This is a genomic window from Sphingopyxis sp. 113P3, assembly GCF_001278035.1.
Classification (GTDB): domain Bacteria; phylum Pseudomonadota; class Alphaproteobacteria; order Sphingomonadales; family Sphingomonadaceae; genus Sphingopyxis.
This window is the reverse complement of sequence record NZ_CP009452.1, coordinates 1134472-1156847: the sequence shown is the minus strand read 5'-3', so window position 1 is coordinate 1156847 and position 22376 is coordinate 1134472. Positions and strand designations below refer to the sequence as shown.

General features: G+C 65.7%; 22 protein-coding genes and 1 pseudogene. 18 read left to right on the top strand and 5 right to left on the bottom strand.

Translation table 11 applies throughout. The features are described 5' to 3' along the window. The first annotated feature begins 126 nt into the window (after positions 1-126). From LH20_RS05535 to LH20_RS05510, 6 genes are all read left to right on the top strand, one after another. Complete coding sequence (locus LH20_RS05535) at positions 127-645, top strand: helix-turn-helix domain-containing protein (protein WP_053553362.1); 519 nt, start codon at positions 127-129, stop codon at positions 643-645. A 59-nt stretch (positions 646-704) separates the two neighbouring features. After that, on the top strand, positions 705-1034 hold the full coding sequence (locus LH20_RS05530) for a hypothetical protein (RefSeq protein ID WP_235527126.1): 330 nt from the start codon (positions 705-707) through the stop codon (positions 1032-1034). 32 nt (positions 1035-1066) lie between these two features. Further along, positions 1067-1555 carry a hypothetical protein gene (locus tag LH20_RS23470; RefSeq protein ID WP_158501106.1) on the top strand — a complete coding sequence of 163 codons (489 nt, stop codon included), beginning with the start codon at positions 1067-1069 and terminating at the stop codon, positions 1553-1555. Continuing rightward, the gene (locus tag LH20_RS23465; protein ID WP_053553360.1) at positions 1501-1938 is read left to right on the top strand and encodes a JAB domain-containing protein; all 438 of its coding nucleotides are present in this window, start codon (positions 1501-1503) and stop codon (positions 1936-1938) included. The genes LH20_RS23470 and LH20_RS23465 overlap by 55 nt, the downstream gene beginning before the upstream one ends. A gap of 188 nt (positions 1939-2126) precedes the next feature. Beyond that, a complete protein-coding gene (locus LH20_RS05515; protein ID WP_053553359.1) occupies positions 2127-3368 on the top strand; it encodes a tyrosine-type recombinase/integrase in 1242 nt (413 codons plus the stop codon). A 40-nt stretch (positions 3369-3408) separates the two neighbouring features. After that, positions 3409-3846 carry a thermonuclease family protein gene (locus LH20_RS05510; RefSeq protein WP_053553358.1) on the top strand — a complete coding sequence of 146 codons (438 nt, stop codon included), beginning with the start codon at positions 3409-3411 and terminating at the stop codon, positions 3844-3846. 18 nt (positions 3847-3864) lie between these two features. Here LH20_RS05510 and LH20_RS05505 read toward each other — a convergent pair whose 3' ends face one another. Genes LH20_RS05505 through LH20_RS05485 form a run of 5 tightly spaced genes read right to left on the bottom strand, consistent with a single transcriptional unit; the run spans position 3865 to position 9738 of the window. Beyond that, positions 3865-4758 carry a 3'-5' exonuclease gene (locus tag LH20_RS05505; protein WP_053553357.1) on the bottom strand — a complete coding sequence of 298 codons (894 nt, stop codon included), beginning with the start codon at positions 4756-4758 and terminating at the stop codon, positions 3865-3867. Next, positions 4745-6793, bottom strand: coding sequence for an ATP-binding protein (locus LH20_RS05500; RefSeq protein ID WP_053553356.1), 2049 nt, complete (start codon positions 6791-6793; stop codon positions 4745-4747). The genes LH20_RS05505 and LH20_RS05500 overlap by 14 nt, the downstream gene beginning before the upstream one ends. Next, the gene (locus tag LH20_RS05495) at positions 6790-8178 is read right to left on the bottom strand and encodes an SIR2 family protein (protein WP_235527125.1); all 1389 of its coding nucleotides are present in this window, start codon (positions 8176-8178) and stop codon (positions 6790-6792) included. Before LH20_RS05495 ends, LH20_RS05500 begins: the two co-directional genes overlap by 4 nt. Further along, the gene (locus LH20_RS05490) at positions 8136-9152 is read right to left on the bottom strand and encodes a nucleotidyl transferase AbiEii/AbiGii toxin family protein (RefSeq protein WP_053553354.1); all 1017 of its coding nucleotides are present in this window, start codon (positions 9150-9152) and stop codon (positions 8136-8138) included. The genes LH20_RS05495 and LH20_RS05490 overlap by 43 nt, the downstream gene beginning before the upstream one ends. Then, positions 9145-9738, bottom strand: coding sequence for a DUF6088 family protein (locus LH20_RS05485; RefSeq protein ID WP_041575670.1), 594 nt, complete (start codon positions 9736-9738; stop codon positions 9145-9147). The genes LH20_RS05490 and LH20_RS05485 overlap by 8 nt, the downstream gene beginning before the upstream one ends. Before the next feature lie 219 nt (positions 9739-9957). Here LH20_RS05485 and LH20_RS05480 point away from each other — a divergent pair, with 219 nt between their 5' ends. The 12 genes and pseudogenes from LH20_RS05480 (at position 9958) to LH20_RS05425 (ending at position 22374) form a co-directional block, all read left to right on the top strand. Then, positions 9958-10734 carry an ArdC family protein gene (locus LH20_RS05480; RefSeq protein WP_083455315.1) on the top strand — a complete coding sequence of 259 codons (777 nt, stop codon included), beginning with the start codon at positions 9958-9960 and terminating at the stop codon, positions 10732-10734. 157 nt (positions 10735-10891) lie between these two features. Next, positions 10892-12241 carry a tyrosine-type recombinase/integrase gene (locus tag LH20_RS05475; RefSeq protein WP_053553353.1) on the top strand — a complete coding sequence of 450 codons (1350 nt, stop codon included), beginning with the start codon at positions 10892-10894 and terminating at the stop codon, positions 12239-12241. Continuing rightward, positions 12238-14025, top strand: a complete 1788-nt coding sequence (locus tag LH20_RS05470) for a hypothetical protein (protein WP_053553352.1) — start codon at positions 12238-12240, stop codon at positions 14023-14025. Before LH20_RS05475 ends, LH20_RS05470 begins: the two co-directional genes overlap by 4 nt. Further along, positions 14022-16184 carry an integrase gene (locus tag LH20_RS05465; RefSeq protein ID WP_053553351.1) on the top strand — a complete coding sequence of 721 codons (2163 nt, stop codon included), beginning with the start codon at positions 14022-14024 and terminating at the stop codon, positions 16182-16184. The genes LH20_RS05470 and LH20_RS05465 overlap by 4 nt, the downstream gene beginning before the upstream one ends. Positions 16185-16353: 169 nt before the next feature. Continuing rightward, positions 16354-17217 carry an ArdC family protein gene (locus LH20_RS05460; protein ID WP_030538909.1) on the top strand — a complete coding sequence of 288 codons (864 nt, stop codon included), beginning with the start codon at positions 16354-16356 and terminating at the stop codon, positions 17215-17217. 375 nt (positions 17218-17592) lie between these two features. After that, positions 17593-17811 (top strand): annotated as a pseudogene (locus tag LH20_RS05455) (zincin-like metallopeptidase domain-containing protein); the annotation flags it as partial. Further along, the gene (locus LH20_RS05450) at positions 17811-18758 is read left to right on the top strand and encodes a hypothetical protein (RefSeq protein WP_053553349.1); all 948 of its coding nucleotides are present in this window, start codon (positions 17811-17813) and stop codon (positions 18756-18758) included. The pseudogene LH20_RS05455 and the gene LH20_RS05450, both read left to right, overlap by 1 nt. A 160-nt stretch (positions 18759-18918) precedes the next feature. After that, positions 18919-21057, top strand: coding sequence for a ParB/RepB/Spo0J family partition protein (locus LH20_RS05445; RefSeq protein ID WP_053553348.1), 2139 nt, complete (start codon positions 18919-18921; stop codon positions 21055-21057). 59 nt (positions 21058-21116) lie between these two features. After that, complete coding sequence (locus tag LH20_RS05440; RefSeq protein WP_053553347.1) at positions 21117-21338, top strand: hypothetical protein; 222 nt, start codon at positions 21117-21119, stop codon at positions 21336-21338. A gap of 66 nt (positions 21339-21404) precedes the next feature. Further along, positions 21405-21821, top strand: a complete 417-nt coding sequence (locus LH20_RS05435; RefSeq protein ID WP_053553346.1) for a hypothetical protein — start codon at positions 21405-21407, stop codon at positions 21819-21821. Then, positions 21818-22081, top strand: coding sequence for a DUF6117 family protein (locus LH20_RS05430; RefSeq protein WP_053553345.1), 264 nt, complete (start codon positions 21818-21820; stop codon positions 22079-22081). Before LH20_RS05435 ends, LH20_RS05430 begins: the two co-directional genes overlap by 4 nt. Next, positions 22078-22374, top strand: a complete 297-nt coding sequence (locus LH20_RS05425; protein ID WP_053553344.1) for a hypothetical protein — start codon at positions 22078-22080, stop codon at positions 22372-22374. Before LH20_RS05430 ends, LH20_RS05425 begins: the two co-directional genes overlap by 4 nt. The last annotated feature ends 2 nt before the right edge of the window (positions 22375-22376 follow it).

Sequence of the window (22376 nt, the reverse complement as noted above, 5' to 3'; positions counted from 1 at the left end):
GGCCCAAGCGGCTTCTCGACCGAAGGATGGGAGAAAGGTAAGGATGCCAATCGGAAACCCAAGTCTAAGATTAACCGATCAGGACCAGGCAGCGACCGGCCTAACCCCGCAACGCGAAGGGACGAAATGACATCCCCGACCGACCCGATTGACGACACCGCCAAACTCTGGACCAGGCTTACCGCGAAGCAGCGCGACTGTCTCGACCTCCTCCTCGAGCATAAGACCTCAAAGGAGATCGCACGGATTCTCGACATTTCGAAGGATACCGTCGATCAGAGACTGAAATCTGCCCGTGACGCACTGGGGACGCGCAACCGCGCCGAGACCGCGGTTCTCTATGGCCAGCTCAAAGGAATATACGATCAAATCGTATACGATGCAGCGGCGCTTCCCCTCCAGCCGCAATGGGTGCGATCCCGCTTTTCGGACGGGGACCCGCCCAACCTTGCCGAGCTTCAGGATGGCACCGCGCTTCCGGACATCGGGTCAAGGCCGGGTTCCCTGTTCAGGGATCTAGGGAGGCACGACCATGGCGTCGCGGCGCGTATCGGGATTTATCTCGGACTTCTTGCGATGACGATCCTGATCCTGCTCGGCGGCCTCGGGATTGCCCAGGGCCTCGAGCAATTGCTCTCCCCGTAGATCCCTTCGTCAACTTGCCCAATTGGCCGGAGCGCTGTGCTTCCGGCGAAGGAGAAGTCATGTCCGATACATTTGCTGCCATGGCCGCGCGGCTTCAGCGCGAGATCCCGAACGCGGAAAACCGCGTCGACGACAGCCTGATCGCGCTATCATCGCTTATGACCAGCGTCGTGACCGCGCGCCGGGCGACTGGCGTTCCCGCGAAGACCGGCCAGCGCACTATTCTGCGCCTTGCGAAGGCCCAGCTCTCGCTGGTCGAGGTTGGCGGTGAACTCCTGCGCGCGCATGGCGAGCTCGCCGAGATTGGCAAGGAAACAGCCGGTTATGATCTGCGCGAGTGCCCGCCGTCCGCGCTTGCCGAGATATCGTCCATCGCCAAGGCCGGTTGACCGGGGCGCGGCCCGCCCGGATAGTGGCGGACATGCGAATGGCCGTTTTCGCCACCTTGTTGCTAGCCGCCCTCGTCTACGCTGCGAGGAAAGGCGGCGGCCCCGAGCGGGTCATGGTCGGGATCGCGCTCATCATCCTTCTCTGGGACCGGCTGCTCGTCCTGCTGGGCGCGGTGACCTACCAGAGCGTCGACGTCGGCTATCTTGCTCAAGATCTGTTCGGCGCCGCGGCGACTCTCGTCCTGGCGCTCTTTGCAAACCGTTTCTGGCCGCTCCTCGCTGCGGTTCTCCACACGCTGCCGCTCCTCGCCCATTTCGCGCGCGCAGTCGATGTCGCGGTGAACCCCGTCGTCTATCTCACAATGCAGGTCACTGCTTCATGGTTGGTCCCGCCTCTGCTCCTCGCCGCAACATGGCGCCACCAGAAAAGACTGCGCCGGACCGGCAGTTATCCGTCCTGGCGGAGATGGTCGCGCTCATCGCCCCAGCGGACGCCGAACGGATCGCAGCAAGCCTTCTAGCCGAATTCCAGACCATCGGCCGGATCTGGTCGCGCACGCCCCAGGACATTGACCGGATTACAGGTGCAGGGTCCGAGGTAACAAAGCTCCTCCTTCGTTCGCGAAAGCTCGCGCTCGAGGCCCTCTCGTCGGGCCTGCAGGGGATAAAAATCGACCCCTGCTGCGCGGCCCTGCGCGACTATCTCATCCTCGGGATGGGATCGCTCGCCGACGAGCGGCTGCGCGTTCTCTTTCTGGATGCGGGGGGACATCTCATTGCCGATGAGCAATTGCAGCATGGAACGCTCACCCGTCTCGCGCTTTATCCACGCACGATCTTTCGCCGCGCGCTTGAGCTCAACGCCGGCGGCATCATCCTCGTTCACAACCACCCCACTCATTGATTTCGATCCCGCAGGATCACGCTCAATCCCGTTGAAATACTAGAGAAATCACCAATTTTTGGCATTGCGTAGTGGGGACGGTTTTGGCAAATTGGGGGCGGTTGAAGGGATAGAAAACGGCTTTCCGCTCCCAGCAAACGATCCCCGTTTCTCCTCGACCGATCCCAGTTGCGGACAAGGAGGAACGCATGCCAGCCCTGACCGACACCACGATCCGACATGCGCTGAAGCGCGTCGAGATCAGCCGCAAGCAAGAGAACCTTGCCGATGGCGAGGGGCGCGGCACCGGCCGACTCGTCCTCGTCATCAAGCCAATGCCGAAGCGCGTCACCGCCGACTGGATGGCGCAGCAATGGCGTGACGGCAAACGCACCAAGAAGAAGATCGGCGCCTACCCCTCGATGTCGCTCGCGCAGGCTCGCGAGATTTTCAAACGCGACTATGCTGACGTCATCCAGAAGGGCCGGAGCATCAAGATCGCATCCGACACCCGCCCGGGCACCGTCGCTGACCTCTTCGAGGGCTACGTCGCTTCACTCAAAGCCGCCGGCAAGCCGTCCTGGAAGGAGACGGAGAAGGGCCTGAACAAGATCGCCAACACCCTTGGGCGCAATCGCCTGGCGCGCGAGATCGAGGCCGAGGAAATCGTCGAGCTGATCCGACCGATCTATGAGCGCGGCGCCAAGTCGATGGCCGACCATGTGCGTTCCTACATGCACGCGGCTTTTGGCTGGGGCATGAAGTCCGACAACGACTATCGGCAGCAATCGTCTCGCCGCTTTCGCATCCCCTTCAATCCGGCGACTGGTATTCCGACCGAACCCAAAGTCAAAGGCACCCGCTGGCTCGACGAAGACGAGTTCGTGCAGCTCTATCGTTGGCTGGAATGCCCCGACACGCCGGTTCATCCGCCCTATACCCGCGCCGTCAGGATCATCATGCTGACCGGCCAGCGCGTCCAGGAGATCGCGAGCCTTCACATCGACCAGTGGGACGCCAAGGAAAAGATCATCGACTGGTCCAAGACCAAGAACAATCAGCCCCATGCCGTTCCGGTGCCTGAGCTGGCCGCAGAGCTACTCGCGTCCATCAACGTCAACGAATATGGCTGGTTCTTCCCGTCGGCCACAGACCCATCCAAGCCTGTCAGCCACGGCACGCTTTACTCGTTCATGTGGCGCCAGCGGGACCGCGGCGTGATCCCCTATGTGACGAACCGCGACCTGCGCCGGACCTTCAAGACGCTGACCGGCAAGGCGGGGATCTCGAAGGAAATCCGCGACCGCCTCCAGAACCATGCGTTGCAGGACGTCAGCTCCAAGCACTATGACCGCTGGCACTACATGGTGGAAAAGCGCGCGGGCATGGCGAAATGGGACAAGTTCGTCCGCGCCATGCTCGCCAAGAAGCGCCTGAAAGCGGCGGCATAAGCCTCCGGCGCACCATAAAAGGCGGAAGCGAAAAACGACTATGCGTATCGTAATGGGGCTGGCCGTGCTGGCCGCACTGACCACGGCGACGGCGGCCAAGGCCGATCCCTGCAAGGCCATTCCCGACCGCGGCCCGATGCCGTCCTATCTCCATCGGGGCGCGCACTTCTCCGGTCCCGTGGTCTATGTCGGTGACGGCGACTCCTTGTGCGTGGCCGTCGGTCAAGGGCCGGCCAACTGGGTGGAAATCCGGCTGGAGGATTTCTACGCTCCCGAACTTCACTCCCCCACCGGCCCCGCAGCCAAGGCCGCGCTGGAGAAGATCGCAATGGGTCGGAATGCGGAGTGCGTCGCCAACCGCCAGTCCTACGACCGCGTGGTGGCCACCTGCCGGATCGGCGGGCGCTCCATCGGGGACTTGCTGAAGGCCGCCGGGAACATCGAGGGCGGCAATGGATACGGCCAGGGCAAGCAATAGCCCGGCCCTCGACGGCGTTCAGATCCGGTCTGAAAACCGATCATACGCATCGATCCGCCGAACCGGGGGATCGACCTCATACCGATAGATTTCCGTTCTCAAGAACCGCAGCTCTGCCTCGCGCTGAGCTTCGGGAACGTCGATATACCATGCGCGCGGCTGCGGGCCGGGGTCGCCGTTCCAACGGTATCCCCGCGCTTTGAGGACATCCTTGAGGTCGAAGGGCGAGTTCTCCGCCCAGATGCGCCAAGAAACGGCACGAGCGCCGTCCAGGAGTCGGCTGAGACCCGTAACGCCAGATCGGGGCAGCCGCATTGCCAGCAACTCGACCGTAGCAAGACAGTCGTGCATCGCGCGGTGACGGTCATAGAAGAAGCCTGCGGCCTGAGCGAGATAGGCGAGTTTCGAGCCCTCGAACCCCTCCGCAGCCCAATCGATCTGGCTGAACGAGCAAGCCCACGGCTTCGTCGAGAACACGTCGCTGAATCGTTCAAGAAAGCGGCGGTCGAACGCCGCGTTGTGCGCGATGACGAGCGAAGCCGGCGCCGCGAATGTGGCTACCGCTGCGGGATCAATAATCTGGCCGGCCACCATCTCGTTGGTGATGCCCGTGATCGCGGTGATTTCCGGTGCGATAGGCTCGCTCGGCTGACGCAGCCCTTGGAAGCTGTCGCCCACGCTGAAAACGGTGCCATCCAAGCCGTAGTTGAATGGCGTCATGGCGAGTTCGATGATCTCGTCGCGCTGAGGGTCGAGCCCCGTGGTCTCCACATCGACCACCAGGCCAAGGCGCAGCGGGGTGCCGGGAGGCGGAACGGTGCGAGGGTGTGGCTTGAGACGCCGGATCACCCGGTAATCCCCCGTGGCCTCCAGTGTCTGCGCCAGGGTCTCCAGATGGTCAGAAGATGTCATTGTCCGGCGCTTCGTTTACCGCCATCGGCTCCCCTCCAACCGGCGCAGCAGCGGCGTCGGCCGGACGGGGCGCGAGGCGAATGTCAGCGGCTCGACCTTCTTCGTGGAACCACAGATCGACGACGGCGGTATCGTCGCTCCGCGGCCGCGGGAATGCCTCCCTGACCTTGAAGGTCGTCGGCAGATTGACCGACGTTCCAAACACCAGCGCGTGCTGCCGAGGCAATGACGGCAACCGCTTCAGGACCGACTCTGAGATGAACGGCGTCATCTGGCGAATCTGGGAGAGATCGTCGGGATTCTGGATTCGGTGAACCAGGAAGTTGGAGCACTGGCTGAGAACCGTCTTGGACAGCTCGCTCGGGCGCTGAGACGCCAGCAGCACGAACATGCCGTATTTGCGTCCTTCCTTGGCGATGCGCTCGAAAATCTTGGTGGCGTCGATGGAAAAGCGGGACGGCGTAGAGGCGACATATCTATGAGCCTCTTCGAGCAGTAGGTGTATCGGAAAGCGGTTTCTCGGTTCCGCATGGCGAAGAAACCGAAAAAGCATGCGTGCGATGACCGCACTGACCAGCTCAACGATTTCATCTTCGACGGAATTGAGATCAATAATAATAACCTGGTTGCGTTTGGTGAACGATTCTCCGGCCGCCCTTTGCAGACCGACGATGTTGGTCAAAAACTCCAGATCGCTTACGGCCGCGTCAACGTCAGTTCCTTCGTGACGCAGAAAGGCATATTCTGTTCTCTCCTGGAGGGATCTGAGCCGCGTGACCATGGACGAGCAGTAGTCTCGGATTTGGCGATTGCCGTGAGCCTCCTCGTAGAGGATCGCGAAATCGAGACACTCGTGCAGCTCATCAAAAGAGAATGGTGTCCGATTATAGGCTGGTAAGGGCGCGTCCTCCCGGAGCTTTTTTCTCACTTCGTCCAGAAACGCCGATTGGTTGTTCCCCGAAAAGTTTCCATACTGAAAATTGGGATTAAAGCGGTTCAGAAGCGCCATATTCAGGTCGTTTGTCGGATACTTCTGGAGAAGGGAGACGACGCGCTGAAATTTCGATACGGGGGAGTCGCCATCTGCCCCTCGAAAACACTCTATGATGCAGGTGGCGACAAAGTGCTCGCGCAGCGCCAGAGCTTCTGGCGTATTGGCATGAAAGAGACTTGTCAGTCCTAACGCCGTCCGAAGGACCGGCAGTTGTGTTCGCTCGCTTGCCTGCAAGAGCAGTTCCCATTCTGCCATCTCCAGGAACCAATGCGGCATACGGAAGCCAGCCGCCGTGCCGTCGAGGACGACGCGCTCGACCCCGATGGCTCCCTCCTTCGCGGAAGCGGCCAGAGCGGCGTGATACTCGCCATTGACGTCGAAGACGACGAAGGTCGCGCCACGGGCGTGATGCTCCTCCGGCTTGCTGAAAAGGGACTGCAAGACCGAGGCGACCGTGCAGGACTTGCCGCTGCCGGTATTGCCCAGGACGGCGACATGACCGCCGAAGAACTCGTTCAGCCGGACCTTGATGTCGTAGTTCTCGAACACCACCGACTTGCCGATGGGCAGAACCCGATAGCGCGTGGCCCCTTCGGGTTCGCAGGCGCCACCATCCGGGCCGACTGACGGCTCGACGGCCGCCTCGGTCTCGAAGATGCGATCGAGTTCGCCGTCCAGTGCATAGAGTGCGTCCGCATACAGAGACGGGAAAACGGACACACCGAAACGGAACGCGCCGCCACGCATCGGCAACATGCCGACCGGCACCACGTCCAGATATTTTGAGGAGCCAGCCCGATCGAAGTCGCCTCGCTCGGATGGAGTGCTCGCGTCGCGCTCACGCAGGCCGACAACCTCGACCACGACATATTCCGACTGCGACGGGATCATCAGGAACGATCCCAGCCGCGCCACATAATGCACGCCGTCGAAGCCAACGACCGTGAAGTTGTCGGTGCCGACGTGCATCTCCACGACAAAGCGGTCGGCCGCGACCGAGACCACCTTGCCGATCGCGCGTTTGCGATCGTCGTGGCTCATGCCTCGCCATCCTTCGTCTCGTCGTCCCTTTTCGGTGCCAGTTCGGACAACACCTTGCGAACGGCGTCATCGATCCTGTCGCTGGGACGCTGCGGCATGAAATGCTCGACGATCATGTCGAAGTAGTGCGCCCTCGTTCCCTCCGCAGGACCGACGCCTCCAATGATCCAAATGCGCGGGTCGCGCAGCGCCCGCAGCTTGGCGATCTCACCGGCCGTATCCGGCGCCGCGAAGATCACCAGACGGAACGTCGGGATCGTCAGCGCCTGGTAGATGATATTGTTCAGGTGCTCATCGCCGAAGGCGTAGCCCGCCGTGATGAGAACGCTCTGCTCGCGCACGATCCGGGACTGAAATTCCCGGAACAGGTCCGCGTAGGGCGAGCCGAGCGAAGAGTTCTGCTTCGCCGGCGTCGGATAGATCAGCATCTGGTTCGTGGATTCCGGCGGCCAGACCTCCTTGATCGGGAACAGGCCATGATCGTCCTCGGTCCAAGTGACCGAGCCATGCAATTTGCAGAGATAGACGAAGGCGTCGACGGCGGTCCACTTGCGGCTGGCGACGTCGAGCTGCTCGGCCAGGGCATAGCGGAAGATCGCCGGGTTGAAGCGACGTTCCACGACGCCGGAAAAGCCGTTGGCATAGGGAATGCCCAGCCGATCCATCGCCAATTCGCTGAAATGATCGTAGTTGGTCGTGAACACCCACGGTCGGGGCAAGGACCGATCTCGCAGGACCAGCTTCTTGTAGAACCGCTCGTAGAGGTCGCGCACGGTGGTGTCGCCGTCCGTGGCGAAGGCCCCTTGCGTGACACGGGTCCATAGGAAGTCCTGGACCTTCTTGATGATGCCGTCGAGAACAGCGCGGTAGGGGTGAAGGTCGGGATTCTCGCTCTGGCGCAGCACGAACCGCTGCGCGAACAGCACCTCCATCAAGCGTTCCAGGTTCCGGCTGTAGTCCTTCGCCAGGTCGATCCCGAGCGCATCGAGATAGTCGAGTTCGCCCTTGGTCAGCCGCCACGGCGCCGGGGCAGCGCCGACGACTGGCGGATCACCGTAGAATCCCGCCGCCCGCGCCGCGAGGGTTTCTTCGCAGAACTCCTTGGCCAGGGGCGCCATGGTCGCAATGCCGAGTTCCTTTTCGTCCCTCATCAGGGAGGAACATCCAGCGCCGAGCAAAAACGCGATATTCTTGGCGTTCATGGCCTCGGAAATCGCCTGGCGGGCGCTCTCGATCCCCTTGTTCCAGTCGAGTTCCGATGGATCAGCATCGCCGTTCCGCAGAAACTGGAATTTTCGCTTGTCTCCGACTTCGCTCATATACCCCCAATCCCCCCAGTTTCTTATTTGGCCGCGTTGTTCGCGCGCGCGGCTATATCGGCGCACCGCGCCATGAGCGCCTCGAACGGCTCCGCGTCATCGAAGAGCAGCCCATCCTCGACCATGCGGGCATAGTCGTCCTCCAACGCCTTCGCGCCATCGCCGGCCGGCACGAGCTGCAAGCCGCCGTTGACGACCGTTGCGTAGTCGATCGGCGTGCGGTCGGCGGCCTTCTCCGCGAAGAACATCGACTTGTGGCGGGCGACAGCGTTGGCCAGTTCGCGATCGGCGAAAGCGGCCTCCGCGAAGCCGGCTTCATCCAGCCGGACGACATCGTGCCAGTGTCGTGCGAAGCGGTCGCCGCGCAGCCGTTCCTGGAGGCAGAAGACATGGATGGCGGTCGCCTTCTCCCAGAAGGTGCGCTCCGCGTGCATGACGCGCGGTCGCGCCGTCGGGAATATCAGCCCGCCGATCAGGCCGGCCGCATCGCAGACAACGTCGCGCAGGCTCGCCGGTTCGCCCGTCGAGCGGGCGCCGAACTCCAGCATGACGCTGGGCGCGACATAGCCGGAGCCGGCCGCGGTCGCCTCATAGTCGATAAAGAGCTTGTCATCCTCGACGCGAATGGCCGCCGCCAGACCTTCGGCGGCCAGCGCGGTCGCGATCACCGGCTGCACGGCCTCAGCGACCCAGACCGGCAATCGCCGGCGGACCTCGCTGGACCAGCGCTTTTCCTCGCTCCGGGTTTTCGGCAGGCCCTCGCCATTGTCCCCGACCAGATCGGGCGCGATCGCCCGAATGTCGTAGGTCAGATCCACATCCTCCGAAAATCGGCGGATGACCTGATAGGCTTTCGACAGCGACGTGCCGCCCTTGAACACCAGATGTTCACCGAGCGGCGCGGCGTAGAGGGTCGCCAGCGCCCACACCACCCACACGTCCTTCTCGAGAAGATGGGTCGGACGGCCCGAGCGGTCGGCGGCGACGCCCAACGCATCGCGCCGATCCTCGGCCGAAAGCTGGAGGAAGACGTCAGCCATACGCCACCCTTCCCACGCTCTGCGCGAGCCACGTCGGAAGCTGCGGCGCGGCGGCGACCAGTTCGCCGAACACGCCGGGCGGCATCTTCCGCTTCAATGTCGTGAGCGCGGCCTCCGCCCTTTCGGGGCCGAGCCAGGCCAGCGCCCGCACGGCCTCCCCCGCCGGGCGGTTGGCCAGGGCCAGTTGCCAGCGCGGCGCGTGCCGCAATTCCACGACCTGCTTGCCAAGGTGCATCTTTCGGCTGCGCCCCGAGGTCAGATAGACCGAGCGGACAGGCACCTGCGTCGTCAAGCCAAGGGCGTTCGCCGCGGCGGCGCCGTTCGAGACGATGATCTCCCCCTTTTGGGTCGCAAGGGCCTCGACAGCCTGCTCGACCGAAGGTGCGCGCGTGCCGAACCGGCTGGCGATGGGACGCAGATAGACGCCACGACCGGCGCGGATGAGCTGCCCACGCTCCGACAGGCGCGACAATGCCTGATCCACGGCCGCCCGGTTTCCGAGGTGGAGCAGGCCCTTGGCGGACACGGGGACGCCTTCGGGCAGTCCCGTCGCATGGGCCAGAATCTGTTCGGTCAGCCGTGTCATCGTCTTTCTCCTGTCGGAAATATACGCGAGTTTCTGACAGTTTTCAAGGAAGCCCGGATAGGGGAAAGCCTTCCCCTGCGGCCGAGCCAGGGTCTCGGCCGACCCCTTCTGCGGGGAGAACCCCGCAACGCCCCCTGGAGAGTGAGAGTGCGGACGGGGTTTCCGTGACGGGTTGAGGGCTGGAGAAGAGGTCTCCGGCGCCCGTCGCGGAGAACCGCGATGTTCAGGAACGACCGCAACGGGCGTGCCGGCTCCGGCCGGACGAACCTTTACGACGACATCACCAGCAAGATCATCGCCGAGCTGGAGGCGGGCCGCTTCCCCTGGGTCCAGCCCTGGGGATCGGCCTCGGTCAAGGCGCCCCTCGCCATGCCGAGAAACGCCGCGACCGGCCGGCACTATTCGGGGATCAACGTGCTGATCCTCTGGGGCGCGGTGATCCAGCACGGCTTTCCCGGCCAGAGCTGGCTCACCTTCCGCCAGGCCCTGTCGCTTGGCGGCAATGTCCGCCGCGGCGAGCACGGCGCCACCGTCGTCTATGCCGATCGTTTCACGCCGGAGGACGAGAAGCGCCGCGCCCGCGAGACTGGCGAGGAAGCCGCCGCGATCCCGTTCCTCAAGCGCTTCACGGTGTTCAACGCGGCGCAATGCGACGGGCTGCCAGAAGATGTCGCCATTGTGGCTCCACCGCCTCCGCCCGGCCTCATCGAACCGCGGGTGGAGACCCTGATCCGGGCGACCGGCATCGACTTCCGCATCGGCGGCGACCGCGCCTTCTATATGCCGGCGCACGACTTTGTGCAGGTGCCGCCGCCCCAAGCGTATTTCGAGCCGATCAACTGGCACCGCACGGCCCTGCACGAGTTGGGGCACGCGACCGGCCATGCCTCCCGGCTCGGCCGTGACCTCACCGGCGGCTTCGGCTCGAAGAAATACGCCTTCGAGGAGCTGATTGCCTTATCTGGACAGTCTGCGCCGTCCGCAACATTGCAGTAAGGTCGGCGATGGACGCCCACGGTAGGCAGTAATCAGGCTGGCCGTAGCGCTGACCCAAGAGCTGGCGGAGGCCAGCCTGATTGCTGCCGGGCCATAGCGCGCATCGGTGTGAAGGTCAGCTTCCGGGTGGGGGGTCCGGGGGGAGGGCTTCGCGCCGGTGTCGATCATTACTGTTTGCGAGCGTCGCGAGGCCAGGGGCCTCGATGCGCATGTGCCGCTGATCCAGCGCGACGACGCGCTCTACGATCCCGATCTGGATCGCTTCTTTCTCGACCTGCCGCTGTCGGGCGTCCGCTCGCGGCACTCGCTTCGCGCCTACGCCTATGATGTCGTAGTCTGGCTTCGTTTTCTCGATGCCTGCGGCAAGACCGTGTGGGCTGCGACCCGCGACGATGTCGACGCCTATCATCGTGAGCGACGCCGCGACGATGCCGATCACCGGATAACGGCGGCAAGCTGGAACCGCGCCGTCGCCAGCCTCGATCGCCTTTACCGTTGGGGCGAGCAGCAAGGGTTGATCGCCGACGCGCCGTTCAGCCGCCGCGCCGTGTGGCGACCGGCGCAAGGTGGCCGTCGCGGCATGATCGCGGCGCGCAACGATGCCTATGAACGTGTCGCCAGGCGATCGGATGTCCGGTTCGTCACGATGGACGACTACCGCATTTTCCGCGAGGTCGGCCTGCGCGGGCTCACCCCTGACGGCACGGAGCGCCCCGGCGCTCGCGACCGTAATGGGCTGCGCAACGCGCTGTTCGCGGATCTTCTCGTCACCACCGGCCTGCGCCTCGAAGAGGCGTCGGGCTTGCTCACCGTCGAGCTCGCGGCGATCGACCGCGCGGACGGTGATGCCCAACAACTTTGGCTGCCTCTCCCGCCGCCGCTCACCAAGGGCGACCGGGGACGCAGCGTTCTGGTCCCACGCCGGCTGCTTCGTCAGATCGCCGCCTATGTCGCCGTCGAGCGCGCAGCGGGCGTGGCCAAGTTCGCCGCGCGCGATGGCGCGGCCAGTTTCGAGCGACCGATCCCTGTCACCCGCGCCGGTCTCGACCGCATGCGCGATGTCTGCACTCCGGAGGAACGATGCCGCCTTATCCTGTACGACGAGGATGGACCGCCCCGCGAGCCGGCGGCGCTGTGGCTGACCGAGGTCGGGCAGCCTGTCCGCCCCAACTCGTGGGAGGTGATCTTCACCCGCGCCTGCAAGCGGTGCGAGGAGAACGGCTTCCCGCTGTCGATCAGCCCGCACCAGCTTCGCCACACATTCGCGGTCCATATGCTCGCCTTGCTGATCCAGCAGCGGCTGCGCGAAGCCGCATTGCCGGCGGGGCCGGTGGAGAGCTACCGGCTGATCCTTGGCGACCCGCTGCAACAGGTGCAACGCCTGCTCGGCCATGCGAGCCTCACCACCACCTATATCTATCTCGATCATATCGCGACCCGCGCCGATACGGTGGATGCGGCGGTCGAGGAGCTGCTCGCGCTGTTGCCGGGACCGCAGGGCATATGAGCGGGCGTCCCCGCAAGGGCAGGCCCGTTGCCTTCTCGCCTATCACGCCGGAGCCCGTGCAGCCCGATCCCGTGCTCGGCCTCAAGTTCACCATCGAGGCGCGGCATGGCGGAACGGTCCTGATCGATATGACCGGGCTTGATCCTCGCCCGCTCGCTATCGCCTTCGCCGGCGCACTGCGTCGATCAGCAGCGCTCGGCGGCCCCATCGGTGTGGCCAGCGTCATCAAGCAGTATGTGCAGGTCTATCGTCACTTCTTCGCCTGGCTTGGCGATGGTGCACCGGAGGTAACCGGCGTCAGCGACCTGCGCGCAGTCCATATCGATGGGTTCGCCTCCGCGCTCGAACAGCGCGGGATGGGCGCGATCCATCGGCACATATCGGTCGGCAAGATCGTCAACACATTGCGCGCGATCGATGCAGACCGGCCCGATCGGATCGCGCCCGACCTGCATGAGCGGCTGCGCTACACGCTGGCCACATCGGCGGGCCGCTCGACCCCGCGCGATGCTTATAGCCCCTTCGTCGCCCGCGCGTTGCGCGACGCCGCGAGGACCGATGTCGAAGCGATGTTCCGCCGTCTCGGCGCCGACGACCGCACCGATGAAGGCGACCCGGTCATCGCCAGGGCGCGCGCCGATGTCGAAGCGATCATCGCGCGGCAGGGCTTCATCGTTGCAGACCATCCGGCGCTGAAGAGCCTCTATTTCATGCGCTTGCGGCGCGGCCTGCCGATCAGCACACTGGTCGATGACCTGCATGGCCGGCACCATCTGCTCGCGAGCGACCTGCCGGCACTGCTCGTGCTGCTCACGCTCGATACCGGCCTCGAGCCCGAGTGCTTGAAGGCCCTGACCATAGATTGTCTCGCCAACCCGCATGCCGGCACGGTGGAGCTGCGCTATCTGAAGCGCCGCGCCCGCGGCGCCGAGCACAAGGGCATGCGGGTCCGCGATGGCGGTAGCGGCACGCCCGGCGGTCTTATCCGCCGCCTGATCGAGGTCACGGCGACTACCCGCAAGCATCTGAACGATGATCGTCTTTGGGTTTATCACAACGCTGGCGGCCTGCGGGCAGGTATCCGCCACCCGACGGAACGGATCGATGCCTGGGTAGCTCGGCACGATGTTGTCGATGACGACGGCAAGCCCCTCCACCTGCTGCTTTCGCGGCTCCGCAAGACCCACAAGGCGCTGTGGTACACCAAGACCGAGGGGCATATGACGCGCTTCGCGGTCGGCCACTCGCGCGAGGTGGCGGCGCGCCACTATGCCGATCTGCCGTCGCTCCGGCCCCTGCACGAGACGGCCGTCGCCGATGCGTTTCGCGCGGCGGTCGCCGCCGCGATGCCGACCGTGCTTCCGCCCACCGCCGAGCAGGCGCTGCGCGAAGCACCCGAACAGGCCGCGCCGCTGATGCCGCCCGATACCGTGAGTCCGTTGCTCGACGGCGAACAGGATGTCTGGCTCGCCGCCTGCGCTGGCTTCCACAACAGTCCCTTCGCCGAGGCCGGATCACCCTGCGCGCAGCCCTTCTGGGGCTGCCTTGATTGTCCCAACGCCGTCATAACCGTGCGCAAGCTCCCCGCGATCCTCGCCTTCCTCGCATTCGTCGAAGAGCAGCGGCTGAGCCTGCCCGCGACCGATTGGGCAGCCAAGTTCGGCCGCGTCCATGCTCGCATCACAGCCCAGATCGTGCCGGCCTTCACCGATGCCGTCATCGCCGATGCGCGCCGGCAGATGGAGAGCGAGCGGCTTTATCTGCCGCCGGAGGTCCGCGCATGACCATGCCCGCCCATGCCCAGGCGCCCGCCTTCGACGATCGCCCCGTGCTGGCGAGCGCGCCGCTCAAGGAAGGCCATATCCGTGAGGAGCTATCGCGCGTTGGCGACCCAAGCTGGGATCTTGGTCCCGCCGTCTTCCGCGAGAACGCCCGGCGCTGCCACGTCACCGTGCATTTCGACGTGCTTGAACATGCCGATGTCCAGGCAGCGATGCGTGCCTATCTCTACGCGCGCCTCAACGTCGATCTTCCCGGCTATCGAACGAAGTTACCACCCGCCTGTATCCGCCAGGTATTCAACCGTGCTCGCCGGTTCTTCGCCTTCGCCCGTGAGCGGCTCGGACGGCTCGACGTTTCCTGTATCGATCAGCCATTGGTCGATGCCTATGCCCGTCATCTTCGTGACGATCCTGCCCGACGACCCGTCATCGTCGGTCACCTCCTCGAAGTGGTCTCCGATCTCTATTACTATCGTGACCACCTCGCTGGCGCAGGCCTTGCATTCGAGCCCTGGGCCGGACAGGCGCCCGCCCGCGTTGCGGGCTACCGCCATGTCCGGGAGAACCGCACGCCGCGCTTCCCGGAAGAGGTCATCGCCGCGCTGCTCGCCTGGTCGTTGCGCTACGTCACCATGTTCGCTGACGATATTCTCGCCGCCCGCCGCGAGCTTGATCGGCTCGAAGCGCGCCGGGACCGCCTTGTCACCGCCGACGCCGGCCTTTCGGACGCTGATCGCCGGCAACGTCGCCGCACCCGCCTGAAGGCCTATTTCGATCGCCGACGCCGCGAGGGGCGCGGCGCACCGATCTGGGCCACCGCTCATAACGGCAAGCTGCGCGTCGATCCGGGCACCGGCACCGTGACCCCACCGATCAACGCCCATCTCCTGCATCTCCATGCCGGGATCGACGCGCAGGCCGAGCCCGGAGCGCATCTCATGCTGACCGGCGGCGAAGCGAGGTTGATCGATGCAGTGGCGGCCGAGCTGGGGGTGGAGGTCGGCGGCATGGACACGCCGATCTCGATCGATCCCGATAGCGGTCGGCCATGGCGCGAGCGCTTCGACGCGAAGACTCTCGCACACGAGGAACGGATGCTCCAGGCCGCCGCCTATATCGTGTGCGCCTATCTGACCGGCATGCGCGACTGCGAGGTGCAGGCGATGCGGCGCGGATGTCTCTCGATCGCGCGCAGCGAGGACGGCCTGATCGAACGGCATCGCATCCGATCGACCATCTACAAGCGCCGCGCCGCCGCGGGCGAGGCGGCGAGCTGGGTGACGATCGAACCGGTCGCAGACGCGATCGCGGTGCTCGAACGTCTGTCGGCAGGAGCGGCGCGCGCCAGCGGCAGCGATACGCTCTGGCCGGTGCTTCGTCCCCGCGCTGTCAGCAAGACGCATCTGTCGAGTGAGGTGGTGCGCCAGCTCAACACCTTCCGCGATCACCTCAACACCGCCTTCGGCAGCTCCGATGAGCCGGTCATCCCGCCCGGTCCCGATGGCAACCCATGGCGCATCACGACGAGGCAGTTCCGGCGCACCATCGCGTGGCACATCGCCAACCGTCCGTTCGGCACCATCGCCGGCATGATCCAGTACAAGCACGCCTCGGTCGCCGCGTTCGAAGGCTATGCCGGGACCAGCGCATCGGGGTTTCGCGCCGAGGTCGAGGCGCAGCGTCGGCTCGGTCAGATTGACGATCTGCTGGACTATTTCGACCGGCGGCAGGGCGGCGCATCGCTCGGCGGTCCGGCGGGTCCGCGCATCGCGCGGACGCTCGACGATGCCGCCGTCACGCTCGGGCCATTGCCCGCCATGATCGCCGATCGCGCCCGCCTGCGCGTCATGCTCGCCAGCGTCGCGCGCACCTTCCATGTCGGCCCGCTCGCGGATTGCTTCTTCGATCCCGCGACCGCGCTCTGCCTCAAGCGCGTGACGACCCCCGATCCCGCGCAGCCGCTTACCGCCCTGTGCGAACCGACCCGCTGTCCCAACGCCTGCATCACCGCCCGCCACAGACCGGCCTGGGAACGTGCGGCGGCCGATGCCCGGGCGCACTTACGCGAACGGCGCATCTCCGACCTCCAGCGTCAGGCGCTCCAGCGCGAGCTTGATCGCCTGACCGCGGTGATTGCCGGGATCGACCCTCCCGCGCCGTAGACCACCCCGGCTGTTGGCGGAGTCCTGCGCCGGTCGGCGCGCCCGCGCAACGGCTTCGCCGTCCTTCGCTTCGCTGCGGCCCTGACGGGTGCGCGAGCCCCCCTGTGCCCGGCGCGAACGGGCCTCCGCCGCCGGGGATGGTCCCCGGCGCGAGAACGGAGAACATATCATGTCAGCCTCACCACGCTCAGACGTCTACGCTCGCGTCACGCAAGCGATCGTCGACGCCATCGAAGCCGGCACCGGCACCTGGCGCATGCCGTGGCATCATTTTGGCGCCGACGTCACCCGCCCGACCAACGTCGCCAGCGGCAAGCCCTATCGCGGCATAAATACGATCTCGCTCTGGGCGGCCGCCTATGGCAGCGGCTACGCGAGCGGGGTCTGGGGCACCTATCGCCAGTGGCAGGCGCTCGGCGCGCAGGTCCGCAAGGGCGAGCACGCCAGCCTCGGCGTCCTCTGGAAGGAGTTTCGCGCGAAGGGTGACGACGCCGGCGGCGATGACGACCATCGACGGCTTTTCGCCAAGGCGTTCAGCCTGTTCAACGCCGATCAGGTCGATGGCTACGCGCCCGAACCGGCGCCGGACCTGCCTGAGAGCGAACGCCTCGCCGCCGCCGAAGCCTTCATCGCCGCGCTCGGCATCGATACTGTCTACGGCTCGGCCAGCGCCTATTATCATATCGCCGAAGACCGCATTCACATGCCGGATTTCAGCGCCTTCCACGATGCCCACGGCTTCTACGCCACCCATATTCACGAGGCAGCTCATGCCAGTGGCGCAGCCCATCGGCTTGACCGGGATTTCAGCGCCAAGTGGACCAGGCACGCGCTCGCCATGGAGGAAGCGACCGCCGAACTGACCGCATCGTTCCTGCTCGCCGATCTTGGGATCGCGCACGAACCGCGACCCGATCACGCGGCCTATATCGCCTCTTGGCTGCAACTGCTCAAGGACGAGCCGCGGGCGATCTTCACCGCGGCGAGCAAGGCGCAGGCAGCGGCCGACTGGATGCACGCCCGTCAGCCATGATCCAGCAGCGACCAAAGCCGAGCGGTCGATCCCTCGCGGGCTCGGCCGCTTCGTCGCGCACGGCGATGCGCGGGCTTCGCCCGCTCACCAGCGGACGCCGCTGGCGCGGCGGCGCTTATTTTTCGTGCCTCCCTCGATGCGGGTCTGGTCGGCGCTCCCTGCTAGGCCCGCCACGGCGCGCCGCAAGCCCGGCTTCGCCGAGCTGCTCCATTTCATTTCGCCCCTCCGGGTGCGGCCCCCCGCTTGCGCGGGCCTCTCCGGTCGTTCTCGCCGCCCACCCCCGCCTCGGGGGAGCCATGGGGTTTTTGGGCAGTGCTGGAGGCACCGATGGTTTTCACCTTCCAACCGCCATTTTTCGCTGGACTGTCAGGATATGTCGCCGAGATCAACGCTGCTTTCTGCTGCGCTTCGCTCGGCATCACGCCCACAGTCCGCCATGCCGACTACATCGGCTCCTGGCTGGAGGTGCTGCGCGAGGACAATCGCGCCATCGTGCGCGCCGCGTCCCAGGCCAGCAAGGCGGCCGACTGGCTGCTTGGCTTCCTGCCGGACGCCGACATCGGCATGGCCGACGACGAACGGGAGGCGGCGTGATGAACGCCCCCGTCTTCCCCGCACTGGCGCCATCCCCCGAACAGCAGGCGTCCATCCGCCTGCGTGTTCTCAGCCTGGGCGCCGGCGTCCAGTCCACCACGCTCGCCCTGATGGCCGCGCATGGCGAAATCGGCCCCATGCCGGATTGCGCGATCTTCGCCGATACCGGCTGGGAGCCGAGGGCCGTCTATGAGCATCTCGCCTGGCTGCGATCGCCCAACGTCCTGCCCTTCCCCGTCCATATCGTCTCGGCCGGAGACCTGCGCGCCGACCTTCTTGCCGGCGCGCGCGGCGAGCGATGGGCCTCGATCCCGGCCTTCACCCGCACCGTGACGCCGGCAGGCGCGGAGCTGCCCGTCTATGACGAGAACGAGAACGGTGATCTCGTCACCATCGGCTCCCGCATCGTGCCGACCGAACGGGTCGGAGTCGGCATGATCCGCCGCCAATGCACCGGCGACTACAAGATCGCGCCAATCCGCCGGAAGGTCCGCGAGCTGCTCGGCATCGCCGGTCGGCGCTCGCCAAAGGCGCCCATCGCCGAACAGTGGATCGGGATCTCGCTCGACGAGGTGCTACGCATGAAGCCTTCGTTCGAGCCGTGGCAGATCAACCGCTGGCCGCTCATCGAGCAAGGCATGACCCGTCTGGATTGCCTGCGCTGGCTGGATCGGCACGACTACCCCCTGCCACCCAAGAGCGCCTGCATCGGTTGCCCGTTCCATTCCGACGATCATTGGCGGCGGATGCGCGACCACGATCCCGAGGCTTGGGCCGACGCCGTATCGGTCGACGCCGCCATTCGCACCGGATTCCGGGGGATTCGTGGTGACGTCTATCTCCACCGTTCCGCGGTGCCGCTCGACCAGGTCGACCTGTCGACCGATGCCGATCGCGGCCAGCTCGATCTCTGGCCCAACGAGTGCGAGGGCCTGTGCGGCGTGTGATGATCCTTAAAACCGGAAAGGCGGAGAGGCGGGCTTCCGGCTTCACGCTTTTCCGCCCGCCCGGCGCGGCCCTCCTGAGAGTGAGAGGGCTGCGCTTCGCTTCGTGACGGGTCGGAGGTCGAGAGAGAGGCTCTCGGCCGCCCGTCGCGGAGTAACGATCATGGCCACTGCCATTCAGAAGATCACCCTGTCGTCGGCGCGCGACATCCCCTTCAACAAGCTGGTGCTGAGCCAGTCCAACGTCCGGCGCGTCAAGGCCGGCGTCTCGATCGAGGAGCTGGCCCAGTCCATCGCCCGGCGCGGCCTGATCCAGAGCCTGCATGTCCGTCCCGTCCTCGACGCCGATGGCGCCGAGACTGGGATCTTCGAGGTGCCCGCCGGCGGTCGCCGCTTTCGCGCGCTCGAATTGCTGGTGAAGCAGAAGCGTCTGGCCAAGACCGCGCCCGTGCCCTGCGTCGTCGGCGACGCCAACAGCGGCATCCTGGTCGATGAGGTCTCGCTGGTCGAGAACATCGAACGCGCGCCGCTGCATCCGCTCGATCAGTTCCGCGCCTTCCAGGCCATGCGCGAGAAGGGCATGACCGAGGAAGCCATCGCCGCCGCCTTCTTCGTCGGCGTCAATATCGTGAAGCAGCGCCTGCGCCTCGCTTCCGTCTCGCCGGTATTGCTCGAGATCTACGCCGACGACGGCATGACGCTCGAGCAGCTCATGGCCTTCACCGTCAGTTCCGACCATGCCCGCCAGGAGCAGGTCTGGGACGCGATCAAGGATGGCTGGCAGAAAGAGCCCTATCACATCCGCCGGATGCTGACCGAGACCACGGTGCGGGCTTCCGACAGGCGGGCCGTCTTCGTGGGCGTCGAAGCCTATGAAGCGGCCGGCGGCATCGTGTTGCGCGACCTCTTCCAGTCCGACGACGGCGGCTGGCTGCAAGACCCGGCCCTGCTCGACCGCCTGGTGGCCGAGAAGCTCAAGACCGCCGCCGACGAGATCGCGGGCGAAGGCTGGAAGTGGGTCGAGGCCGCCCTGAGCTTTCCCTACGGCCACGAGCACGGGCTTCGGGAGCTTGTCGGAACGGCGGTCGACCTGACCGACGAGGAGCGCGCCACTCGCGAGGCGCTGCGTGACGAGTATGACCGGCTCGAAGCCGAATATGCCGAAGCCGACGAGCTGCCCGACGAGATCGACGCGCGTCTCGGAGAGATCGAGCAGGCGCTCGACGCCTTCGAGCAGCGCCCGGCGATCTACGATCCGGCCGACATCGCCATCGCCGGCGTCTTCGTCAGCCTCAACGCCGACGGCTCGCTGTCGGTGGACCGTGGCTATGTCCGCCCCGAGGACGAGCGCCCGGTCGCCCCCGAAGGAGACGATACAACGGAGGCGGACGGCGACACCGGCCATTCGGCCACGCCCGCCGTTCAACGCGCCGTCGTCACCGTCGGCGGCCAGGCCGCGGAGCCGGAAGACGACGAAGAGGACGGCATCAAGCCGCTGCCCGAGCGCCTCGTCATCGAGCTGACCGCGCATCGCACGCTGGCGCTGCGCAACGCGCTCGCCGAGCATCCCGACGTCGCCATGACCATGCTGCTGCACAAGCTGGTCAGCGATACCTTCCGGCGACCCGCGCCGACGGGCTGCCTCGAGGCCAGCGTCCGCCACGTCTTCTTCTCCGCCCAACCGGAGGAGCTGAAGGACAGCGGCGCGGCGCACGAGATCGCCGAGCGGCACGGGCGCTGGGGCGATCATGTTCCCGCCGACGACCAGGCGCTGTGGGACTGGCTCATCGATCTCGATCCGGGCACGCGCCTCGATCTGCTCGCCCATTGCGTCAGCTTCGGCGTGAACGCGCTGTTCGAGCGGCCGAACCCCTACGGATCGGGCGTCAGCCAGCATGGGCTGGATGTCCGCCTCGCCCAGGCCGACCGGCTGGCGCGCGCCACCGGCCTCGACATGGTGGCGGCGGGCTGGCGGCCGACGGTCGGCAACTATCTCGGTCGCGTCACCAAGCCCCGCATCCTCGAAGCCGTCCGGGAGGGCGCCGGCGAACGGGCCGCCCAGCTCATCGACCATCTGAAGAAGGGCGACATGGCCAAGGAGGCCGAGCGCCTGCTGGCCGACACCGCCTGGCTGCCCGAGCCGCTGCGCCTGATCGATCCCCATGACGAGGAGACCATCGAACCGGGCGCGGAGGCCGACGCCGACGACGAGGCCGCCTTGCCGGCCTTCCTCAGCGAGGACGGCGACGAGGATGCCGAAGAGATCGAGGACGAGGACGCCCTGACGATCGCGGCCGAATGACCCTCACGACGGGGAGCGGCGAGAGGTCGCTTCCCCGCATCTTCGCAAGGAGACCTTCCATGATTGAACCCGACCCGTCCGCCACGCGCCGCGTCGTCTTTCAGTATCTCGTGCCCGTCCACGTCGAAGTCGAAGACGGTCTCGTCGTTTGCGTCACCGTCATCGACGAAACGCCGGTGCGCGATCCAACCCTGGTCGAAGGCGAGGCCGGCTATCTGCCGGAAGCCGTCGCCGCCGCCGACGATGGCCAGCCCTGGCCATCCTGGCGGTTTGGCTACTGACCCTTTCGATCATCCCTCAACCGAGCCCGGCCATCGCGCCGGGCGTTCTCGTTTCAGGAGCCTGTCATGGCCAACTATTTCACCCATTTCTCGTGCCTGCTCGACGTCGGCACGCCCGAGAACGCCGCCCGCGCGCTCGACCTCTACAACACGCTGTCCGCGGAAGGCGCGTCGGAGGAACCACCCTCCGAGGGCTTCCTTCTGTCGATCGAGCCGCAATACGGCGGCACCGAACTCTGGATGCGCGACGACGTGACCGGCGATCCCGAGCGCCTCATCCAGTTCGTGAAGCGTTGCGCCGCCGAGTTCGGCCTCACCGGCAGATGGGGCTTCCAATACGCCAACACCTGCTCGCGGCCTCGTCTCGATGGGTTCGGCGGCGGCGCCCATGTCCTCGACCTCGCCACCGGCGAGACCGTGGACTGGATCTACACCGATGGCTGGCTTGCCCAGACCCTCTCCGACGAGGGAGGTCCGCTATGAGCATCCCCTCCCATGCCCGGAGCAATTTCCAGACCCTGCTGCGCGCGGCGGGCGACGGCAATCTCGCCCTCATGGAGTGCCTCGACGCGGTGACGGGCAGCCCGCGCTACGTCATCTGCGCTGTCGGGCGGGACAACGGCGACTATGTCTTCACGCCCTTCGGCCATCTCGCCGACGGCAATCCCTACGACGCCTATCTGCCGCCCGATCCCGACGATCCCGAGGGCTTCGTGCGGCCCGAGACGGGAGAGGCGCCATGACCGACATCGACGCCATCTTCGCGGCGGATCGCCAGCATCCGCCGCATGAGCGGTCTCTGCCCTGGCCGGAGACCAGAGGCGGCCTCACCGTCGTCGTCGAGCCCAAGCCTCACTGGGCCGGCGACATGCGGGCGTTTCGATCCGATGCTCGGGAATATTGCGCCTATGCCGACTGGACCGCGAACGGCGCTCGCGCGCGGTTCTTCGGCCATGTCGATACCTGCGGCGATGATCTGATCCGCAAGGCCCGCACGCTCGTCGCCTCCGAGATCGCGGATGGGCTCTGGCACTGATC